We start from the raw sequence: 20,995 nt of genomic DNA, 5'->3' as shown, positions 1-20,995 counted from the left end.
TTACTGAGACTTTTAATGCGCCCCAGACAAAGCAGTGAAAAACGACCAGACGCCATGAATTTACGCCAAAGTGTAAAAACACTGTGGCCCTACCTTACAAAATTTAAAGGCCGTGTTTTTATTGCACTTATGGCGCTTATAGGCGCAAAAGGTGCCACGCTTTTAATGCCTTGGGCACTTAAAGAAATAATAGACTCTGTAGATAAGTCAATTAACCCACTGTTAGTTATCCCCGCTTTATTGTTATTGATGTACGGTGCACTGCGTTTTGCTAGCGTATTTTTAGGTGAGATAAGAGATGCTGTATTTTCTCGCGTAACCGAGCACGCTATGCGTGATATTGGTTTAAAAGTATTTAAGCATTTGCACTCACTTGAGCTGGCTTTTCATTTAGATAGGCAAACTGGCGGTATTAGCCGCGATATAGAACGCGGTACTAGTGGGTTAAGTTTTTTAATGCGCTTTTTAATGTTTAACATTGTGCCTACTTTGTTTGAAATACTGACCGTTGCGATTATTTTTGGCACGTTGTTTTCTGTTTGGTTTGCGCTGATTACATTATTGGCAGTCGCCATTTATATTACCTTTACTGTGGTGGTTACTCAGTGGCGAAACCGCTTTATTAGAGAAGCAAATGCTGCCGACAATAAAAGTAATACCCGCGCAATAGACAGCCTGCTTAATTATGAAACTGTAAAATATTTCAATAATGAGCAGTTTGAAGCCAAAACGTACGACACCTTTTTAGCAAACTGGGAAAAAGCCCGTTTAAAAAATAGAATGTCGTTGCTCGCCCTCAACTCAGGCCAAGCACTTATTATTGCTTGTGCTATTACCGCGTTAATGTGGTTGGGCTCAACCGAGGTAGTTGCAGGTACGCTTTCTATTGGTGAACTTGTGATGATTAACGCGTATATGATTCAGTTGTTTTTACCGCTTAACTTTTTAGGTTTTGTGTACCGCGAAATAAGACGCGCGCTAACCGACCTTGAAAACATGCTTGGACTACTTAACAAAAAACCACAAATAACCAATGCACTTAATGCTAAAGAGCTCAATATTAGACAAGGTGAAATAACATTTAATAATGTAAGTTTTAGTTACGATGCGCATCGCCCTATTCTTAATAACCTTAGCTTTAGCGTTAAAGCAGGCAGCAAAGTAGCCATTGTTGGTGCCAGTGGTACAGGTAAAAGTTCATTAGCGCGACTGCTTTATCGTTTTTATGATGTAAGCGGTGGTGAAATTAGTATTGATAATCAAGCAATAAACTCAGTAACACTTAATAGTTTACGAAAAGCCATTGCAATAGTCCCGCAAGACACCGTGCTGTTTAACACCACGATTCGTGAAAATATCGCTTACGGCAGACCATCAGCAAGCGATGCTGAAATTGATGAAGCCATTGCTATGGCGCATTTAAAAGACTTTATAGGCACACTTGATAAAGGCGATAAAACACTGGTTGGCGAGCGTGGTTTAAAAGTATCCGGCGGCGAAAAACAGCGTATTGCCATTGCCCGCGCCATTTTGAAAAAGTCCCCTATTTTAATTTTTGATGAAGCAACATCTGCACTCGACTCTCATTCTGAGCAAGCAATTCTCGCAGCAATGCGTGAAGTTGCCAGTAACCATACGAGTATTGTTATTGCTCATCGGTTATCTACTATTACCGATGCAGACACCATTATTGTGCTCAAAGCCGGACAAATTATTGAGCAAGGTAAGCACGATGAGTTACTTACTATCGCCGGAGAATATGCCCGTATGTGGGAGCTTCAGCATAAAAAGTAAATAGAGTGTAACCCCTCTTAGCTCGGATACTTTCAAGTATTCGAGCTAAATAAAGCGTTTATAGAACCTATTAGCCTTTCTCTTATATTAGTTTTAACGAGCACTGTGGTGATTCACCTCAAAAGATTTGTTTGTCTGATTAATATCAATAACAATCGATAAGTTAAATATTCGTAACAATAAAAATAATTCACTGCAGCTTAAATTCAATCAGTGATACTCAGGAGTAAGTAATGAAAAAGAGTTTAATTGCCGCAGCATTAGCTGCCACATTTATTACCGGTTGTTCAGAGCCGCAAACAACAAAAACAGACGAGCAACAACCTAAAATAGTCACTGCAGCAGTGACAAAAAAAGCAGAGTTAGGTAGTTTTGGTGTTGATTTGACAGCCCGTAACGAAGCCGTTAAACCAGGCGATGATTTTTTTATGTATGCCAGTGGCACGTGGTATGACAACTACGTAATGCCTGCAGATAAAACCCGCTACGGTGCATTTTCAGGATTAGCTGAGCGCAGTGAAGACGATGTTAAAGCTATTATTGAAGAAATAGCCGCACGTAAAGATTTAAACGCAGAAGAAAAACTCGTTGCTGATTTTTACAATGCGTATATGGATACCGAAACACTTAATAAACTAGGTGTAGCGCCTATTAAGCCATTGTTAAGTGAAATTAGTGATATAGCGTCAACTGACGATTTAGCTGAAATGTTTGGTAAGTCTTGGTTAACCGGTAATAAAGCCCCTTTTGGCGGCGGCATGTGGTTTAACCGATTAGACCCTAACAAATATGAAATGTCCCTCGGTGCTGGTGGTTTAGGCTTACCCGATCGCTCTTACTACCTTGAAGACGCTGAGCGCTTTGTTAAAACCCGTACAGCTTATGTTGCTCACATTGCTGATATGCTTGAGTTTGCAGGAGTCGAAAATACCGCTGAGCGCGCTCAAGCTATTTTAGACCTTGAAACCAAAATTGCACAAGGTCATTGGCCCCGTGAAAAGCGCCGTAATCGCGATTTAACGCTAAACCAAATTGAACGCGCCGATTTAAGCACTGCTTATCCTGGTTTTAACTGGGATTTATACTTTGCACAAACAGGTTATAAAGTACCTCAGTTAAATGTCTCTCAGCCTGAGCCTATAAAAGCGATGATTGAGCTAATCAATCAAGAAGATATTGCAGTATGGAAAGACTACCTAACGTATCATGCTATTAGCGGTAACGCAGGTTTACTATCAGAAGACGTATTTAATACTAACTTTGCTTTTTTTGGTAAAGAACTAAACGGACAGCAAGAGCCTCGCCCTCGTTGGAAACGTGCAATAAGTGAAATGTCAGGCACGAGTTCGCTTGGTTTTGCTATTGGTAAAATATACGTAGCACGTTACTTCCCTGAATCATCTAAACAACAAATGTCAGAGCTGGTTGAAAACCTACGTACAGCCCTTGGTGAACGTATTGATAACCTAGAGTGGATGGGCGATGCAACTAAAGTAAATGCGCGCGCTAAGCTTGCTGCCTTTGTACCAAAAATTGGTTACCCCGATGTTTGGCAGTCTTATGATGGTTTAAGCATTACTAAAAACGATTTAATCGGTAATGTGAAAAACATGCGTGAATTTTTTCATGCAGAAAGTGTTGAAAAAGAGCTACAAAAAACAGATCGTAACCGCTGGGGCATGACGCCACAACGCGTAAACGCTTACTACAATAGCTCGTTTAATGAAATTGTATTTCCGGCTGCGATATTACAACCGCCGTTTTTCGATCCAAATGCCGATCCGGCTGTAAACTATGGCGGTATTGGCGCTGTAATTGGTCACGAAATGGGTCATGGATTTGACGATCAAGGTTCAAAATCAGACGAAAACGGTGTGCAACGTAATTGGTGGACAGATGCTGACCGCGCTGCATTTGACAAAAAAGCCGATCAACTGGCTGCGCAGTACAGTAAATACGAACCAATCGAAGGTAACTTTGTTAATGGTCGAAATAGCCTTGGCGAAAACATTGGTGATGTAGGTGGTTTGTCGATGGCTTATCACGCTTACAAGCTAAGTTTAAATGGTAAAGAAGCGCCTGTTATTGATGGCGTTACAGGCGATCAGCGCTTCTTCCTCGCGTGGGCACAAGTATGGAAAGAAAAACGTACTGAACAAAGCATGCTTAACCAACTTCGTGGTGGCACACATGCTCCAGGTCGCTTTAGAGCACAAGCGCCACGTAACCACGATGCATGGTACAAAGCGTTTGATGTAAAACCAGGCGATGAGTTATACCTTCCTGAAGATGAACGTGTACGTATTTGGTAAGTAATACTTACTTTTTATTACTTAGTAAGGCAAGCTGTTATACAGGTTGCCTTTTTTATTGAGTTAAATTTACAAGAATAGATATAATTCCAACGTCTAAGTCCCTCGATAATCCCCTCACTAAAATACATTTGAGATAGTTTTTAAACGCGACTGTTTTAATCAGCTTTAATACTTACTAGCCCTTGAATGCATTTACCTTTAGAATACGCACTATAATTTTATTCTATTATTTACATATATTAAGGCGAAACGCAGATGGGAAGAGCTTACCAAAACAAAAAAGATTCAATGGCTAAGACTGCGGGTGCTAAAACTAAAGTTTATTCTAAGTACGGCAAAGAAATTTATATTTGTGCAAAAAACGGCGGTGTAGATCCAGATGGTAACTTATCATTACGTCGTTTAATTGAACGCGCTAAAAAAGACCAAGTACCAGCACACGTTATTGACCGCGCAATAGACAAAGCAAAAGGCGGCGGCGGTGAAGACTACGCAGCAACACGTTACGAAGGTTACGGCCCTGGTAACTGTATGATTATTGTTGACTGTTTAACAGACAACAACAAGCGTACCTTTGCTGATGTCCGTGTTTGTTTTACCAAAGCAAATGCTAAAATTGGCGCTCAAAACTCTGTTTCACATTTATTTGATCACCTTGCTATTTTTGTATTTGACGGTGATGACGACGAAGCAGTACTTGAAGCTCTTATGATGGCTGATGTTGATGTAACTGACGTAGAAGTAGATGACGGTAAAGTTACTGTTTTTGCTCCTCATACAGAGTACAACAATACACGTACAGCGCTTGAAGAAATGGGCATTACTGAATTTGACGAAGACCTAATTAGCTTTGTGCCACAAATTGAAACGCCAATTGAAGGCGAAGACGTTGAAGTTATGGAACGCTTTTTAGCAATGTTAGAAGATTGCGACGACGTACAAAACGTTTACCATAACGCGCAATTCTAAAGAGCGATTTAGTAAGTTAGAACGACTTTAAGCCAACAGCTATGTTGGCTTTTTCATTTTTAGAACATGGTATTAATATGAACTCCCTTAAAGAGCTTAAAAGTGGCAAACTTGTTGGTGCTACTCGCCTGCAATTGGTAGAAGAGCTAACGACATTTCCTGAAGAAATCTTTAGCTTAGCTGACACGCTTGAAGTTCTCGATTTATCAAATAATAACTTATCAACACTACCTGATGAATTTGCCTGTTTAACAAACCTGAAGCGTGTGTTTTTATCGTTTAATCAGTTTAAGCATATTCCTAAAGTGCTCGCTAAATGCCCTGCTTTAATTATGGTCGCGTTTAAAGGTAACCAAATTTCTGAATTTGCATTAAACAGCCTGCCAAAAAATATTGAGTGGCTAATACTCACCGATAATACGTTAAGCGAATTGCCTGAAGATTTTGGTAATTATACCCAGCTTAAAAAGCTTGCGCTTGCAGGCAATCAACTTAAGCAACTGCCAAGTAGCATGGCGCAGTGTAAAAACCTTGAGCTTGTTAGGCTCTCTGCTAATAACTTAACACACGTAGACGACTGGCTGTTTGAATTGCCTAAACTTACTTGGCTTGCGTTTGCCGGTAACGATTTTAATAAAGCTCAGTGCCTTACAAAAAGCTGCTTAGAAAATAAGTCTCTTAACGATTACACACTTAGTCATGTTATTGGCCAAGGTGCATCGGGCGTTATTCATTTAGCACAAGCTATTGAAAGTGCTGTAGCGATTAAATTATTTAAAGGCGCAATTACCAGCGACGGCTACCCGCTTGATGAAGTAAATTGCTGCTTACAAGCAGGCGATCACGCTAATTTAATTAAAGTACTTGCCTACATTGAGCAAAGTGATCAGCTAGGTTTAGTAATGGAGCTAATAGATAAAAGCTTTGCTAATTTAGGCCTGCCTCCAAGCCTCGAAACCTGCACACGTGATATCTTTAATGATGATTGCCATTACTCAACTCACACTATTTTAAAAATTGCACAACAAATGGTAAGTACGCTACATCACTTGCATGTTTGTAAAGTAAGCCATGGCGACGTGTATGCGCATAACACCATGATAAACAAAGATGCTGATGTATTATTTAGTGATTTTGGTGCAGCCACAAACTTAGCCATGCTAAATGATTATCAACAAAAGCAAATCGAGTTAATTGAAGTACGTGCATTAGGGTGTTTAATTGAAGACTTATTAGGCACGGTAACTGGTGATGATAGACAAAGTGAGCCCTTTGTTAAAATGTCCGATATGGCAAAACGTGCGATGCAACCTACATTAAATCAAAGGCCAACATTTACTGAGTTATTAGCTGAGCTAAAATAAGTTTAATATTAGTAATATAAGCGAGCAAAATGTAACACCTTGCTCGCTTTTATTTTATGTTTATTCGGATTTTCCAAACTTATTTAGTGCGCTTAAACGGGTAAACCTGTTGTTTAAGCATACCTACGGGCATGTAATCCCCGACTACGCCATACGCTTGTGGCCACTCTTTTTGGCCTTTAACAGCAGTACCAAACACATAATCTAAAAACGAAAAATGTGCAGCGTAATTTCGGTCAATCGCGGCTTTATCTGACGCATGATGCCAATGATGAAACTGCGGTGTAACCATAAAATACTTTAACCAGCCAAATTTCACACGTACATTTGCATGGTTAAACACAGCCTGTAAACCCACAATTATTACGTACAAACTAATTATTTGCTGTGAAAAACCAAGCACAAATATAGGCGTGAGCACTAAGCTGCGGGTAACGAGTATTTCAAGAATATGCTGGCGAGAGCCCGCTAACCAATCCATTTCTTTAGCACTGTGATGTACGCCATGAAAGCGCCATAATAAAGGGACTTCGTGATAGGCACGATGCACCCAATACTGCATTAAATCGGCCACGAGTATTATTAAAAACAACTGCACTACAAAGGGAGTTTGCTCTATATAACCTTGTACTGTAGATGATACAGCCCAGCCAAAGCCATAATGCACAAAGTGGTTAGTGACGAGTAATACAAAACCAATAATTAAATGGTTTACAAAAAAGTGATTTAAATCGCCTCGCCATTCGCTACGTAATATTTTTTGCTCTTTTCGATGGGGTAGCAGCTTTTCAATAACAATAAATATGAGTGTTGAGCCGAGTAAATCTAAAATAAACCAATCGAGCCCTATGTAAGGTGTGTTGGTGGCAAACTCATTTACCTCAACGTTTGGTCCGCCAAACATAATTGCCAGAATAATAAAAAACCACGCTGTAGCCCCTAAACGCTTATTGGTATTGCGTACAAAGTTAAGTAATCCTAAACTGCCCGAGACCAATAATGATGCAAACATAAGCTGACGTAAAAAGTCGACACTGTAGCTTTTTCTCAGTTCTGGTGTGGTTAAGTATTCAGGAAAGTGAAACGCTAATACGCCTAAGCAACTCAGTATTGCTAAAAAGCAGGCTATGTAGCCACTTATGTTGCCCTCACCTATCTGAAGATGATTTGTGCGAAATACTTTTCGCGATAAAGCTCTGATCATTTTTATTATCCCTTGCTTCGTTGAGTTGATTACATACAACGAAATTCCATTGATTTACACACCCACATATTAACAAAATTTAGTGTGTAAAAAATACAAATAGTACCCTCCTAATTTTGAATTGCAAATATACAGATAAACCAAACGCAAAAAAGCCACGCAATGCGTGGCTTGGTTGGATAAAGCTAAACTTTTACAAGGTCAATTATAAGTACTGACCTAATGCTTTAACTTGGTCTAACATGCGGTTTGAGAAACCCCACTCGTTGTCGTACCAAGCCATTACTTTAACTAGTTTGCCATTGGCTTTAGTTTGCGTTGCATCAAAGATAGACGACGCTGGGTTATGGTTAAAGTCGATAGAAACAAGCGGAAGCTCGTTGTATTGTAAAATATCTTTCATCGAACCCGTTGATGCTTCTTTCATGATTGCATTGATTTCTTCTGCAGTCGTATCACGCTTAGTGATAAACGTAAAATCAACTAAAGAAACATTGATTGTAGGTACACGTACCGACATACCATCTAATTTACCAGCAAGTTCTGGTAATACTAAACCAACAGCTGCCGCAGCACCTGTTTTAGTTGGGATCATAGATTGAGTTGCACTACGCGCACGGTATAAATCTGGGTGGTATACGTCAGATAAGTTTTGATCGTTGGTGTAAGCGTGAATAGTTGTCATGCTACCTTGTTCAATACCTACAGTGTCGTTAATTGCTTTTGCAATTGGCGCTAAACAGTTAGTAGTACAAGAAGCGTTAGAAATGATATTGCTATCAGCATTAATTACGTCGCTGTTTACACCATGTACTACTGTTGCATCTAAACCAGTACCTGGAGCAGATACGATTACTTTTTTAGCGCCTGCAGTAATGTGCTTAGCAGCGTCATCACGTTTAGTGAAAAAACCAGTACATTCTAAAACGATATCTACATTTAGCTCTTTCCACGGTAAGTTTGCAGGGTCACGCTCTTGCGTTAACGTAATTACGTCATCCCCAATTAGCATAGTGTTGTTTTCAAGTGTTACTTTTTTAGAAAATTGACCATGAACTGAGTCATACTGCGTTAAATGTGCATTTACGTTAGCTGGTGCTAAATCGTTAATTGCTACAATTTTAATTTCGCTGTTTTGAGCTGACTCATAAAGTGCACGTAAAACATTTCTACCGATACGGCCGTAACCGTTAATTGCTACATTAATCATTTTAGACTCCTATTTAAGTTCACTTGCTTGGCGAGCAAGCGCTTCAATTGCTTGCCAGTCTTTATTTTCAATTAGTTGTTTATCTAGCATCCACGTACCACCAACACAAATAACGTTGTTAAGCGCTAAATAGTTCGGTGCAGTTGCTAGGCTAATGCCGCCAGTTGGGCAAAAAGTAATATGTGGTAATGGGCCACCGATTGATTTAAGCATGGCTGTTCCGCCTGCAGCTTCTGCAGGGAAGAATTTTAAATACTTAAAACCATGCGACGCAAGTTGCATAACTTCACTTGCAGTTGCAGCGCCTGGTAAAAATGGTATATCTGATGTTTTAGCCAAAGCAATAAGCTCATCGCTAACACCTGGACTCACCATAAAATCTGCACCTGCGGCAACCGAAAGATCAAAGCTTGCTTTATCTACTACCGTACCAGTACCTACATAGGCTTCAGGTACTTCTGCTTTCATCAGCTTTACAGCTTCTGCAGCAATAGGTGTACGTAGTGTTATTTCTAAGGCTTTTAAGCCACCGTTATATAACGCTCTTGCAAGTGGTGCTGCATCTTCTAATTTTTCGATTACAACCACTGGCACTACGGGTGCCGATGCTAAGATTTTTTCAATACTCATTACTTGTTCCTCATTACCCAGTATGGCTAATATTTATTCAAGTCCAAAAGCACTCGCGCCTAAATCGGCACTGCTTACGATATTTCTAAATCCAGTAAATAATTCACGTCCTGTACCAAATGTTGCACTTGGCAGGCTAAGTTCTGCTTCACGCTTAGCAAGTTCTTCGTCGCTAACGTGTACTTTTAATATTCCGTTTGGCGCATCAAGCGTCACTAAATCGCCTTCTCGGATTTTAGCAATAATGCCGCCTTCTACTGCCTCTGGTGCTAAGTGAATAGCAGCAGGTACTTTACCTGATGCACCCGACATACGACCGTCAGTAACAATAGCTACTTTAAAGCCTTCATCTTGAAGCGTTGCCATTACTGGCGTTAACTTGTGTAGCTCTGGCATACCTTTCGCTTTAGGGCCTTGCTCTTTTAGCACGGCAATAAAGTCTTGGTTTAATTCGCCACGCGTGTATGCGTCTTGCAGAGCACTTTGTGAGCTAAATACTTTTGCAGGAGCAGTAACAACTTGATGTTCAATAGCAACAGCTGACACTTTAATAACAGCTTTACCTAGGTTACCCGTTAGGAGTTGCAGACCACCTTGCTTACTAAAAGGGTTACTCACTGGGCGAAGTACTTCTTCATCGTGTGAATTTGCTGGGCAATCTACCCATTTTACTTTAGTTGGGCCGGTTGAGTTGCTCATGATCAGGCTATCGTCTTTATCTAAACGAGGCTCTGTCATGTAAGGTGCTAAACCATCGCCTAGCATTGTTTTAACGTCTGTGTGTAAATAACCAGCGCTTGCTAGCTCTCGCATTAAGAAACCCATACCGCCAGCTGCTTGGAAGTGGTTTACATCAGCTGAGCCGTTAGGGTAAATACGTGTAAGTAGTGGTACAACTTCTGATAAATCAGACATGTCTTTCCACGTAACCTGAATGCCCGCCGCTTTTGCTATCGCAACAATATGAATAGCATGGTTCGTAGAACCACCTGTAGAAAGCAAGCCGACTAAACCGTTTATAATCGTTTTTTCGCTGATCACATCGGCTAAACACGGGCTTTCTTTATCATCTGTAAGCTGCTTGAGCATTGTTTCTACAGCATTACCTGTAAGGCCATCGCGAAGCTCAGTGTAAGGATTAATAAACGAGCTACCTGGAAGGTGTAAGCCCATTATTTCCATTAACATTTGATTTGAGTTTGCAGTACCGTAGAACGTACAAGTACCTGCGCTGTGATAAGACGCGCTTTCAGCCTCTAATAAGTCTTCGCGACTTACTAAACCTTGTGCAAATTTTTGACGAATACGTGCTTTTTCTTTATTAGGAATACCTGATTGCATTGGACCTGCTGGTAAAAAGAACACAGGTAAATGACCAAACGACAATGCACCAATTAATAAACCCGGGACAATTTTATCGCAAACGCCTAAACAAAAAACGCCATCAAACACATCGTGTGAAAGCGATATTGCCGTAGACATAGCAATTACATCACGAGAAAAAAGCGAAAGTTCCATGCCGTCACGCCCTTGCGTAACACCATCACACATTGCAGGAACACCACCAGCAACTTGTGCTGTAGCATCGTATTTAGTAGCAATGTCTTTAATTAAATCTGGGTAATCTTTGTATGGCACATGAGCCGAAAGCATGTCGTTATATGAGTTGATAATAGCAAGATTTGGCTGTTCATCAGATTTTAAGCGCGCTTTGTCATCACTGCTACAAGCAGCCATAACATGGGCTATATTTCCGCAACCTAAACCGGCACGAACTCTTGTTTGTTTTTTTGCGTGCGAAATACGTTCTAAATAATCTTGACGGGTATTTTTACTGCGCTCGATAACGCGCTGGGTAACTTCTTGAATACGAGGATGTAACATAATTTAACTCATCTCTATTAGTTAGAGGATAAAGGCTCAGTAGCAACTACAGACTCCACGTAAATAACTGTACTGAGCATCTTTGATTTACCCGTTCAAAGGTACGCTACCAGGGAGCCTCTCACAACAACCCTGACACCGGTGTCACTGTATTAACGCATAGCAATGACACCGGTGTCAACCCCGGGTAACAAAAATAGTTTAATATTTTAACATGACCAAATAATGACCTAATTGATTTTTAGGCACAAACCATGTTTTAGCAAGTTCAGAGTAAAAAAAAGCCCGAATAAGCGTCACTCATATTCGGGCTACTGTGAAAGTGTTTTAAACTCACTATTTTATTGCTGAGGTAGACTCACGTGTAATCAAGCGCGACTCAAGCGTTACCTGATACGGCTGCTCTTGTGGTTGAGCTATGTGTGAAATAAGTTGTGTTACGGCTTGTTTAGTCATTTCTTCAACGGGCTGTGCAATCGTTGTTAACCCAGGCCAAATATGACGTGCAATGGGTGCATTATCAAACCCAGCTATTGAAATGTCATCAGGCACCTTTAATTGGCGCTGAGTTGCTAATTTAAGTACGGCTGCCGCCATGTAATCGTTTGATGCAAATACAGCGGTTGGCCTAGGGGATAAATCTAATATGCTACGTGCACTATCTACACCTGAGTGATAACTAAAGTTACCCTCCTCTACTAAGCGCTCATCAAATTCTATACCATGGCTTGCAAGTGAACGCCTGTAACCTTTAAAACGTTGTTGCGTGGCACTGTGATCTGGGTGCCCTTTAATAAAGGCTATAGATTTATGACCGAGGTTAATTAAATGCTCGGTAATTTCAAATGCGCCTTGCTCGTCGTTACTACGCACTGAAATTGAATCATCTTGTAGTAAAGCTGATGCAACTCTTGCATAAGGAATTTTTTTAGATTTTAAAAAAGAAGCAAGCTCAGCAAAATCACCAAAAGGAGGTGTTAGCACAATACCATCTAATCGAGAAGTTTGTAGTAATTGCTCAATATTATTTATAAGTGCTTCACCACGAAACTCACAAGGGTGTATCAATAAATTATAGTTGTTTTCTTTACACGCTTCTAAGGCGCCCGTTTGCACTCGGGTAATATAACTTTTACTTGGGTTATCGTATAAACAGCCAATAATAAAGCTACGATTTTGAGCAAGACCTCGTGCAATTGGATTTGGGGTGTAATCAAGCTCTTTAAATACCGCAAGCACCTTTTCTCGGGTGGCGGCACTTACATTAGGCTCATTGTTTAACACGCGTGAGACGGTTTTTTTAGAAACCCCTGCATGGCTTGCTACACTATTTATGGTTACTTTTTTCATCTATCCATTATCCAAATACAACCTGTAAGACCAAAGCCCTATTTGCTATTGTGTAAACACGCAGCAGCGCCAATAAGCGGTATGTTGTCTTGTGTTACGAGTGTTACAGGGATTTGTCCTGCGTACTGCGACATAATACCCTTTTGCGAAAATCGTTCAACAAAACGACTCTCAAGAAGTCTTGCTTGCATACGAGGTAGTATTCCACCGCCAATAAATAATCCACCTAAGGCGCCATAAACAACCGCTAAATCACCAGCAACACTGCCAATCCAATCACAAAACTGGTTTAAGGTTGCATCACACACATCACATTCACCACTATTTGCAAGGCTGCTAATTTGTGCGGCATCTAAATTTTTAGCTGTTACACCCTTAACCGCAGACATTGCTTTGTATAAATGCGTTATGCCAGGACCTGAGAAAACAGTTTCGATAGAAACATGGGGATGATCTTTTCTTAATTCATTCAATAATAAAGTATCGAGTTCATTAACAGGTGCAAGTGATATATGCCCCCCTTCTGAACTCAACACTGCGGTAGATTGGGACGTTCTAACTAAGCACGCGGCACCAAAACCAGTACCTGGACCTATAACACCAATGTTTGCGTTATCATCAGCTTGACCTGATTTAACAATTACATTTTGTGTAGGATCTAAGTAAGGTGCAGCGTAAGCAAAGGCAGCAAAATCATTAATGACTTCAAGTTGTTGTAAATCAAAATGAGTTTTAAATTCACTGACGCTAAAATGCCAACCTAAATTGGTTAAATGCACTTGCCCGGCTTTTATTGGCCCTGCAACGGCTAAACATGCGCGTTTGGGTGCAATATGTGGGACTGTTTGTAAATATTGTTCTAGCGCACTTTCAAGTGAACCAAAATTAGCACTAGGGAATATATTAATGTGCTCTATTATAAATTGGTTAGTCTGTTCATTAAAACCAGTTATTAAAGCAAAGCGGGCATTAGTGCCGCCAACATCAGCAACTAAGATTGGATCAAATTGGGCAGAAGCGTTTGGGCTCATAGTATTATCTCTTTTGTTAAGCGACTCATGCTTATTATTTTACAATGGTGTACCATTGTTATTTATACTTTGAGCTATCACCTCAAAGTAGCTATCACAGTAAAAAATGCTGCCTATAAAGATATAGACAGCGAATACGTTTTGACAACAAAATGATAAAACACTGACATTATGACACCGGTGTCAGGAATTTATCAATAAAAATATACGTTAATTCACAAAAAGCTTGAAATTATTCATCAATAAACGAAAATGACACAATTATTTATCAATTTAATTAAGTTGTAACAATGAAAGGTAAAGCTACCTCATTTGATATTGCCCACTATGCAGGGGTATCTCAATCGACTGTATCTCGCGCTTTACGTAACAGCCACCTTGTTAATGAAGAAACACGCAAGCGTGTTTTCGATATAGCCAAAAAGCTTAATTATAAAGTTGATAAAAATGCGAGTAACCTTCGCACTCAACAAAGTAGTACGCTTGCATTATTGTTGTTTGAAGATCCCACTTCTGACGAGTCCCAAATAAATCCTTTCTTTTTAGCCATGCTTGGCAGCATTACCCGTGCTTGCGCTAAAGAAGGTTACGATTTATTAGTATCATTTCAATCGGCCAGTGCTGATTGGCAAGCAGACTATGAAGACAGCCACAGAGCCGATGGCATTATTTTACTCGGGTATGGCGATTACATTGATTACCAACCAAAATTTAACACCTTACTTGAACAAAATACTAAGTTTGTTTGCTGGGGTGCAACGGTAGATAACCGTCCCGATTTAACTGTTTGTTGTGATAACTACGGTGGCGGTAAGCTCGCCGCTGAGCACTTTATTGCGCATAGCAGAACTGATTGCGCTTTTATTGGTGATGCATCTGATCACAGTCCTGAATTTTTTAGTCGATTTCAGGGCTTTAAAGATGAGCTACTGGCTAACAACGTAAAAATAAACGAACGTAAGATGGCTAATGCTATATCGACTGAAGAATCTGGGTATCACGCCACTCGTTCGCTTATCGCTAATAATATTAAATTTAACGCCTTATTTGCTGCAAGCGACTTAATTGCTATTGGGGCTATACGTGCACTTAAAGAAGCAAATATTAACGTGCCAAAAGATGTTGCGGTAGTCGGCTTTGATAACATAGCCATTGCTAGTTATGTAAACCCACCGCTGACGACGATAGAGCAAAACACTACTGTTGCTGGGCAAATGCTAGTAGAGAATTTATTAAAACTGATACGTGGTGAAGAAGTGCAAAGTACCTTACTTCCACCTGTATTAATTTCTCGAAAAAGTAGCAGTTAAAAATCAAATATCCTAATAAGACTTCAACATAATAAAAAGGCTTCTAAATTTATTTAGAAGCCTTTTTTAATAACTACAGCATGCTTTATATTAGTCTTTAAGAGACTCGGCAACTACAGGATAATAATCCCAAACTTGTTTATCACTGAGTGAGCGTACAAGCTTGATATATTCTGCGTGTGTCCAAGCTAGAGGTGTTGCTGAGTTTGTACCCTCGCCTAACTCATAACCTGCTTTATTTACGCCTACGCCATCCCATACTTGCTCCGGTAGCATCATGCCGCTATTGGCAAACTGCTCTAATCCTTTAACATAGCTGTTTTTGATCTCGCTTTGTTTTTTATCATCAAGCGCATTATTTGCATTTGCAGCTGCTATTTCATAATGCCCGCGCTCACCTGTAAAAAATGGCCATACCCGACCACGTTGGCCTGGCGTGTTACTCCCGCTTTCGGCGTAATTAGTACCTGTGGTTTCATCTTCGCCGTAACCGTCGTTACCATAACGGCGATAGCCTGCAAATGTGCCGCTACCATCGGTAAAGTTAAAGCTGTATTTAACTTGTAAGTTATCTTCAAGCGTTTCGTCGTCATATTCAGGTAAGGTTTTAACTATACTTGAATCGTTGGCACTTCTTACTCCGTAGCGGACTAATTCTAAAAACCCACCGTCTAAAATCTGCTTTTTGTTAAAACCTTCACGGCCATTGTTGGCGTTAATTTTAGTATTAGAGTTAGCGTCGGTGTCTTGACCTATACGAATAAAATACTCGCCATCGGTGCTATCACCTTTTAAATTACCTTGGGTGGTAAACATTTGCGATTCTATATTACTGTTGTACTTTTTAGCCGTTGCTAAATAACGATCAGCATTTTGAGTATCACCACTGAGTGTTGCTATGTCACTGGCTGTTATAAGACCAGCAACAACGGCAGCCGTTGTAGAAGGAGAATAACCACTTTGCTCTTCCCAGCGCTCTTGCTGTGTTGCAGGTGGAGTGATTTGCATGTCGTTCCATAAAATTTTAGCTCTTCCGCCATCAACTAAAAAGTCAGCTGCCGGTTTTAGCATGCGTGCGTACCAATCTTTAAGTTCGTTATCACTTAGTACGTTTGCTTGATGTAACTTCCACGCGAGCATAATTGGCATAGCCGTTTGATCTAGCTGTACCCCTACCCATTCAAGTTCACCGTCAACATGTGTTTTTTGTAAAAACCAGCCTGTATCGCCTTTATTACCTGGTGTTTTTCTGTTTACTTGTACTTTTTCAAGGTATTCGAAGGCCGTTTTTGCAGTGGCTGTATCGCCTAAGGCCATAAACGCCATAGCTACTTGATAAAAGTCACGAACCCATACCGCTTTGTAACCTGTAGAACCCTCTTTGGCTGAAACAGTTTCACCCCAAGGATTAGAAAGCGAGGCAATGAGCGCACCCGCATTGGTTTTGTCCTCTTGCGCTTTTAGCACCATTGCACTGGTATAAAGTAGCTTACCGTCATCGGCTGTTTGATTAACCATGGCGTTTAATGGCTCAAGGCTTTGTAAATAATCTTCCCAGCCTAGCGCTTCACCTTTACCGTTGTAGGCATCAAGCACATTTTGATAACCTTTAGATAAGCTCTGTGCACCTTGTTGATGGCTTTGCTGCTGGGTTTTACCAAAGCTTAGTGCTAAATCAAATGTGGTATTACTATCGATATTACCAAGCTCTGCCAGCAGAGTGACGTTACCTGCCTTATCGCCAGTGTTTGAATATTTTTTGCTTAGTGTGTGTTGTTTTTTAAGTGAGGTGATGCCATCGCTCACACCTGTAAAGCCTACACTTTGCATTTTGAATGGCGTAGATGATTGCAACGTTAAAAAATTATCATCTTCCCATGCTACTAAGCCTTGCTCAGAGGTTTTTGCAAAATCACCTAAGCCGTTGTTGTTTATATAAGGGTTAACAGCAACATACGCTTTCACGCCTTTAAGTGATGTATTAAAAATACTGCGTACAAACAATGTTTGTCCGTCAGGGTCGGTGAATATGTGTTTTTCGAGGGTAAAACGCCCTTTCTTATCTGTACTTGTTACTTTGTAAGCAAGCGATAGTGGTCTGCCTTTATCGTCTTTATGTAAGTAATCAATTGTAACGTCTAAGTCGTCAGCTTCAGTGACTGTAAAATCTTTACCGGTTACTACAAACTGCATATCTTTAATTTGAGCTTGGTGAATGAGTCCAAACATAGTTTCGGTGATCATACCTTTGGCAATTGAAAACCATACTTTTGATACTTCACCTGTCGCAGCGTTGTTATTATATTGGCCGTTTTGGTATTGCTCAAAAGAAGTACCAATTCCGGTTTTACCCGCGTAAGCCCAATATGCTTCAGCACCTGGTGCGCCAGGAGCTGCTGAAACTGCAGCGCCAATATTTTTGTTATTCGTATTTTGTGCACCACAGGCTGTTAAACCCAAAGTTAAAAGAGCGGTGGTAATAAGGTTATATTTTTTCATTGTGTGACCCTTAGTTTGAATTTTTAACGCGCATTACAGCAATTGCAGCAACAACGAATGATGCAGCACCAATTAATAATGCGTAAATAGGCTGATTAGAAAATACGTGGCGTAAAATAAGCCCTAAAATACTAGCGGCAAGCAATTGCGGTATAACAATAAAGAAGTTAAAAATACCCATATACACGCCCATTTTGTTACTCGGTAGTGCATTACTTAACATTGCATAAGGAAGCGATAAAATAGAAGCCCATGCAAAGCCAACGCCTATCATTGGAATAAGGAGCATTTTTGGATCTGTTATAAACATAAAGCTCGCAAGGCCCAATGCGCCTAGTAATAAGTTAAAGCAATGCGCGCCTTTTAAGCCCATCTTTTTAACTAAGAATGGAATACACATAGCGGCAATAGCCGCAAAGCCATTGTAAGCTGCAAATAAAATACCGACCCAATCAGCCCCATCGTTAAAGGCTTTACTTGTTGCATCACTGCTGCCGTAATGAAAGCTTGTTACTGCGGCTGTGGTGTATATCCACATAGCAAACAACGTAAACCAGCTAAAAAACTGCACCCAAGCAAGCTGCTTCATTGCCTCTGGCATGGTAAATACATCTTGTACTACTTGGTAAAAACCGCCTTGTATTTTGTTAGCAGCCTTTAATGCGCTTGCTATCCACTGCACAATACCAAACGCTAGTAAGCCACCAGCAAGTAGGTATAACTCTTTTTCAAGCGATAAACCCATTACTAATGCAAGGGTTGCTAAACCTAGCACCACAAAAATAATGGCACCTTTATTGAAGTTGATATCTACTAATGCGGTGTTAGTCGGCTTGGCAGTGTGGTTTTCAAAAGCAGCTAATTGCTCAGGGCTATATTCTTTGGTTCGCATAACTGTCCAAAGAACTGCGACTAGCAATACGACCCCACCCCAATAAAATGAATATTTAACAGATTCAGGGATTTGCCCTGGCGCAGCGGTATTACTTACGTCAAACCAATTGGTCATCATCCATGGTAGCGCTGAGGCTAATACCGCACCAATACCAATAAAAAAGCTTTGCAAGCCATAGCCCGTAGCACGTTGTTTTTCTGGCAGGTTATCGCCTACAAGTGCTCTAAAAGGTTCCATAGTGACATTGATTGAGGCATCCATAATCCATAACATACCTGCAGCAATCCAAAGAGTTGGTGAATGCGGCATGATAAAGAGTGAGATAGTAGTAAGTACCGCCCCTATGAAAAAGAATGGACGACGACGACCAAAACGCCCCCATGTTTTATCACTCCAATAACCAATTATTGGTTGCACTATTAAGCCCGTTAGCGGTGCTGCAACCCATAAAATTGGAATATCATCAACTTGTGCGCCTAGGGTTTGAAAAATACGGCTCACATTGCCGTTTTGTAGTGCAAAACCAAATTGAATACCTAAAAAGCCAAAGCACATATTCCATATTTGCCAAAAACTTAGATTTGGTTTGTTGCTGTCATAATTATTATTTTGATTATTCATGATTAGCCTTATTAGTTAAAACTGCGCTACTAAATGCATCTAGCGAAAGCATAAGCTTTGTAACTTCTTTGTCAGTGATGATCTTTACCGTATTTTGTTCAAGTAAGTCGTGTAGCGGTTTATTTCGCTCAAAGGTATTTGCTTGCTCTGGTGTTAAATTAATTAATACCGTTTGTGGCTCCTCACTAAAATTACTAAAAACATAAATAGATTGCTGTCCCAGCGAGCGTACAAAACCAACAACGCGTTCGCTATTGCTAAGTGAAAGCTCTGACATGGTTCCACCTACAACAGCGGGCAAACTATTGAGAGCCATTATTGATTTATAATAATCACGAAGTGATGCTTGCTCGCTCGATAAGTTAGCGCCGTCGAATTTGCCGTTGTTCATCCATGCTTGATGCGCTGGTACACCAATGTAATCAAAAATGCTGGTGCGAGTAGATGTGCCAAAACCTGCGTTTTCAGATCCGTCCTCCCCCACATCTTGGGCAAAATATAATAAAGTAGGTGCGCGACTCATTAAGCTAGAAACGACCATTGCTGGTTTCCCCCAGCGTGCATCACCTGCAAAATCAGGACTAGCAATGCGTTGTTCGTCGTGATTTTCTAAAAAGTGCAGCATGTGCGCTTCAATATCAGCCACTTGGCTTTGGGCTGCAAAAATAGTATTAGCCGCTTGCTTACCCTGCATAATGGCTTTTAATGTGTCGTAAAAGCCGACTTTGTCATACAAGTAATCCATTTTTCCTTGCTGAATATACGCTCTGTACATTTGTGGGTTGTAAACTTCAGCCAATAAAAACGCATCGGGCTTTTGCATTTTTATTGATGAATTTAAAAAGCTCCAAAATTCAACCGGCACCATTTCGGCCATATCGTACCTAAAACCATCAACGCCTTTATCAAGCCAGTAAAGAGTGATATCTCTAAATTTATACCAGCTATTAGGCAGTTCCTTATTTTGCCAAAACGCATAATGAGCGCGATAATCTTGGTTTTCTAACTCTTTAGGTAATACAGGAAAGTCATAGCTGCCATCAGGCTTAACGCCATAATTCACTCTTACGGTTTCGTACCAATCGTTAATATCTGGCTTGGGTGCACGCGCGCCATTCCCCGTCCATTTCGCTGGCGTTTCATCAAAAAAACCGTCAGCTAAAGGGTGAGTATTACCCCCTAAAACTGTATAGCTTTGTGATGTTGGAACCTGAAAAGACTGACCTGGTACATAATAAAAGTTATTATTTTTATCGTACTCTTTGCTGGTGTCGTCTTGCTCACCAAAGTCTTTTATTCCTTTGGGTTTTGCTACTGATTTATAATTACGAGCCACATGGTTAGGTACAATATCTATAACCACTTTCATGCCATGCTCATGAGTGCGCTCAATCAGATCACTAAACTCACCCATTCTATTAGTCACATTTATGGCTAAATCTGGGTTTACGTCGTAGTAATCTTTTATTGCATAAGGTGAACCTGCACGGCCTTTAACTACATCAGGGTCGTCTTGCGTAATTCTATACTCGGTATAATCGCCCACTAGCGCATGATGTAAAACACCGGTATACCAAACATGGGTCGTACCCAATTCTTTAATACCTTTAAGTGCAGCATCGTTAAAGTCGGCAAATTTACCTACGCCATTTTGCTCTTTTGTACCCCAGGGCACATTCGCGGTCTGTGTGTTACCAAATAAGCGTGTAAATACTTGGTATACAACAGGCTTTGTTAACTCATTTTGTGCCTGTTTAGGCGCTTGCTGTTGTTCGGTTTCATTATTGTCTGAGCACGCACTTGTTATAAGTGCGCTACACAGTAATGCGGGTACATAAACTGATTTTTTCATTGTGTGTCTTTTTGTCAGTAGTGTTATAGCTTTATACTAAAGATATCTGCAGCAACCATACAGTTGC

At 40.4% G+C, this 20,995-nt stretch carries 14 protein-coding genes; 5 read left to right on the top strand and 9 right to left on the bottom strand.

What is annotated here, in order from left to right:
- Positions 1-15 precede the first annotated feature (15 nt).
- From ABX891_RS09035 to ABX891_RS09020, 4 genes are all read left to right on the top strand, one after another.
- Positions 16-1,794, top strand: a complete 1,779-nt coding sequence (locus ABX891_RS09035) for an ABCB family ABC transporter ATP-binding protein/permease (protein ID WP_165742959.1) — start codon at positions 16-18, stop codon at positions 1,792-1,794.
- 233 nt (positions 1,795-2,027) lie between these two features.
- On the top strand, positions 2,028-4,106 hold the full coding sequence (locus tag ABX891_RS09030) for a M13 family metallopeptidase (RefSeq protein WP_165742958.1): 2,079 nt from the start codon (positions 2,028-2,030) through the stop codon (positions 4,104-4,106).
- Positions 4,107-4,364: 258 nt separating this feature from the next.
- On the top strand, positions 4,365-5,078 hold the full coding sequence (locus ABX891_RS09025) for a YebC/PmpR family DNA-binding transcriptional regulator (protein ID WP_165742957.1): 714 nt from the start codon (positions 4,365-4,367) through the stop codon (positions 5,076-5,078).
- 41 nt (positions 5,079-5,119) lie between these two features.
- Complete coding sequence (locus ABX891_RS09020; RefSeq protein WP_354629333.1) at positions 5,120-6,442, top strand: leucine-rich repeat-containing protein kinase family protein; 1,323 nt, start codon at positions 5,120-5,122, stop codon at positions 6,440-6,442.
- 79 nt (positions 6,443-6,521) lie between these two features.
- Here ABX891_RS09020 and ABX891_RS09015 read toward each other — a convergent pair whose 3' ends face one another.
- The 6 genes from ABX891_RS09015 to glk all read right to left on the bottom strand — a co-directional run bounded on the left by ABX891_RS09015 (position 6,522) and on the right by glk (position 13,751).
- A complete protein-coding gene (locus ABX891_RS09015; protein WP_165724108.1) occupies positions 6,522-7,646 on the bottom strand; it encodes a sterol desaturase family protein in 1,125 nt (374 codons plus the stop codon).
- Positions 7,647-7,851: 205 nt separating this feature from the next.
- Complete coding sequence (gene gap / locus ABX891_RS09010; protein WP_165742956.1) at positions 7,852-8,856, bottom strand: type I glyceraldehyde-3-phosphate dehydrogenase; 1,005 nt, start codon at positions 8,854-8,856, stop codon at positions 7,852-7,854.
- Positions 8,857-8,865: 9 nt separating this feature from the next.
- Positions 8,866-9,486 (bottom strand): bifunctional 4-hydroxy-2-oxoglutarate aldolase/2-dehydro-3-deoxy-phosphogluconate aldolase, encoded by a 621-nt coding sequence (gene eda, locus ABX891_RS09005; RefSeq protein WP_002959756.1) that lies wholly within the window; start codon positions 9,484-9,486, stop codon positions 8,866-8,868.
- A 33-nt stretch (positions 9,487-9,519) separates the two neighbouring features.
- On the bottom strand, positions 9,520-11,370 hold the full coding sequence (edd, locus tag ABX891_RS09000) for a phosphogluconate dehydratase (protein ID WP_165742955.1): 1,851 nt from the start codon (positions 11,368-11,370) through the stop codon (positions 9,520-9,522).
- 336 nt (positions 11,371-11,706) lie between these two features.
- Positions 11,707-12,720 (bottom strand): LacI family DNA-binding transcriptional regulator, encoded by a 1,014-nt coding sequence (locus tag ABX891_RS08995; protein WP_002959752.1) that lies wholly within the window; start codon positions 12,718-12,720, stop codon positions 11,707-11,709.
- Positions 12,721-12,758: 38 nt separating this feature from the next.
- Complete coding sequence (glk, locus tag ABX891_RS08990; protein ID WP_354629332.1) at positions 12,759-13,751, bottom strand: glucokinase; 993 nt, start codon at positions 13,749-13,751, stop codon at positions 12,759-12,761.
- Positions 13,752-14,041: 290 nt separating this feature from the next.
- Between glk and ABX891_RS08985 the strand changes: the two genes are divergently transcribed.
- Positions 14,042-15,061, top strand: a complete 1,020-nt coding sequence (locus ABX891_RS08985; RefSeq protein ID WP_165735095.1) for a LacI family DNA-binding transcriptional regulator — start codon at positions 14,042-14,044, stop codon at positions 15,059-15,061.
- A gap of 90 nt (positions 15,062-15,151) precedes the next feature.
- On the opposite strand, the gene ABX891_RS08980 is transcribed toward ABX891_RS08985, so the two are convergent.
- Genes ABX891_RS08980 through ABX891_RS08970 form a run of 3 tightly spaced genes read right to left on the bottom strand, consistent with a single transcriptional unit; the run spans position 15,152 to position 20,928 of the window.
- Positions 15,152-17,560 carry a glucan 1,4-alpha-glucosidase gene (locus ABX891_RS08980; RefSeq protein ID WP_354629331.1) on the bottom strand — a complete coding sequence of 803 codons (2,409 nt, stop codon included), beginning with the start codon at positions 17,558-17,560 and terminating at the stop codon, positions 15,152-15,154.
- Positions 17,561-17,570: 10 nt separating this feature from the next.
- Positions 17,571-19,076: an MFS transporter gene (locus ABX891_RS08975; RefSeq protein WP_010555040.1), complete on the bottom strand. Its 1,506-nt coding sequence runs from the start codon at positions 19,074-19,076 to the stop codon at positions 17,571-17,573.
- On the bottom strand, positions 19,069-20,928 hold the full coding sequence (locus ABX891_RS08970; protein ID WP_354629330.1) for an alpha-amylase family glycosyl hydrolase: 1,860 nt from the start codon (positions 20,926-20,928) through the stop codon (positions 19,069-19,071). The genes ABX891_RS08975 and ABX891_RS08970 overlap by 8 nt, the downstream gene beginning before the upstream one ends.
- Positions 20,929-20,995: the final 67 nt, after the last annotated feature.

The sequence above is a fragment of the Pseudoalteromonas sp. NCIMB 1079 genome (assembly GCF_040567695.1).
In the GTDB taxonomy this organism is placed as follows: domain Bacteria; phylum Pseudomonadota; class Gammaproteobacteria; order Enterobacterales; family Alteromonadaceae; genus Pseudoalteromonas; species Pseudoalteromonas distincta.
This window is presented reverse-complemented; position numbering and strand designations above follow the sequence as displayed.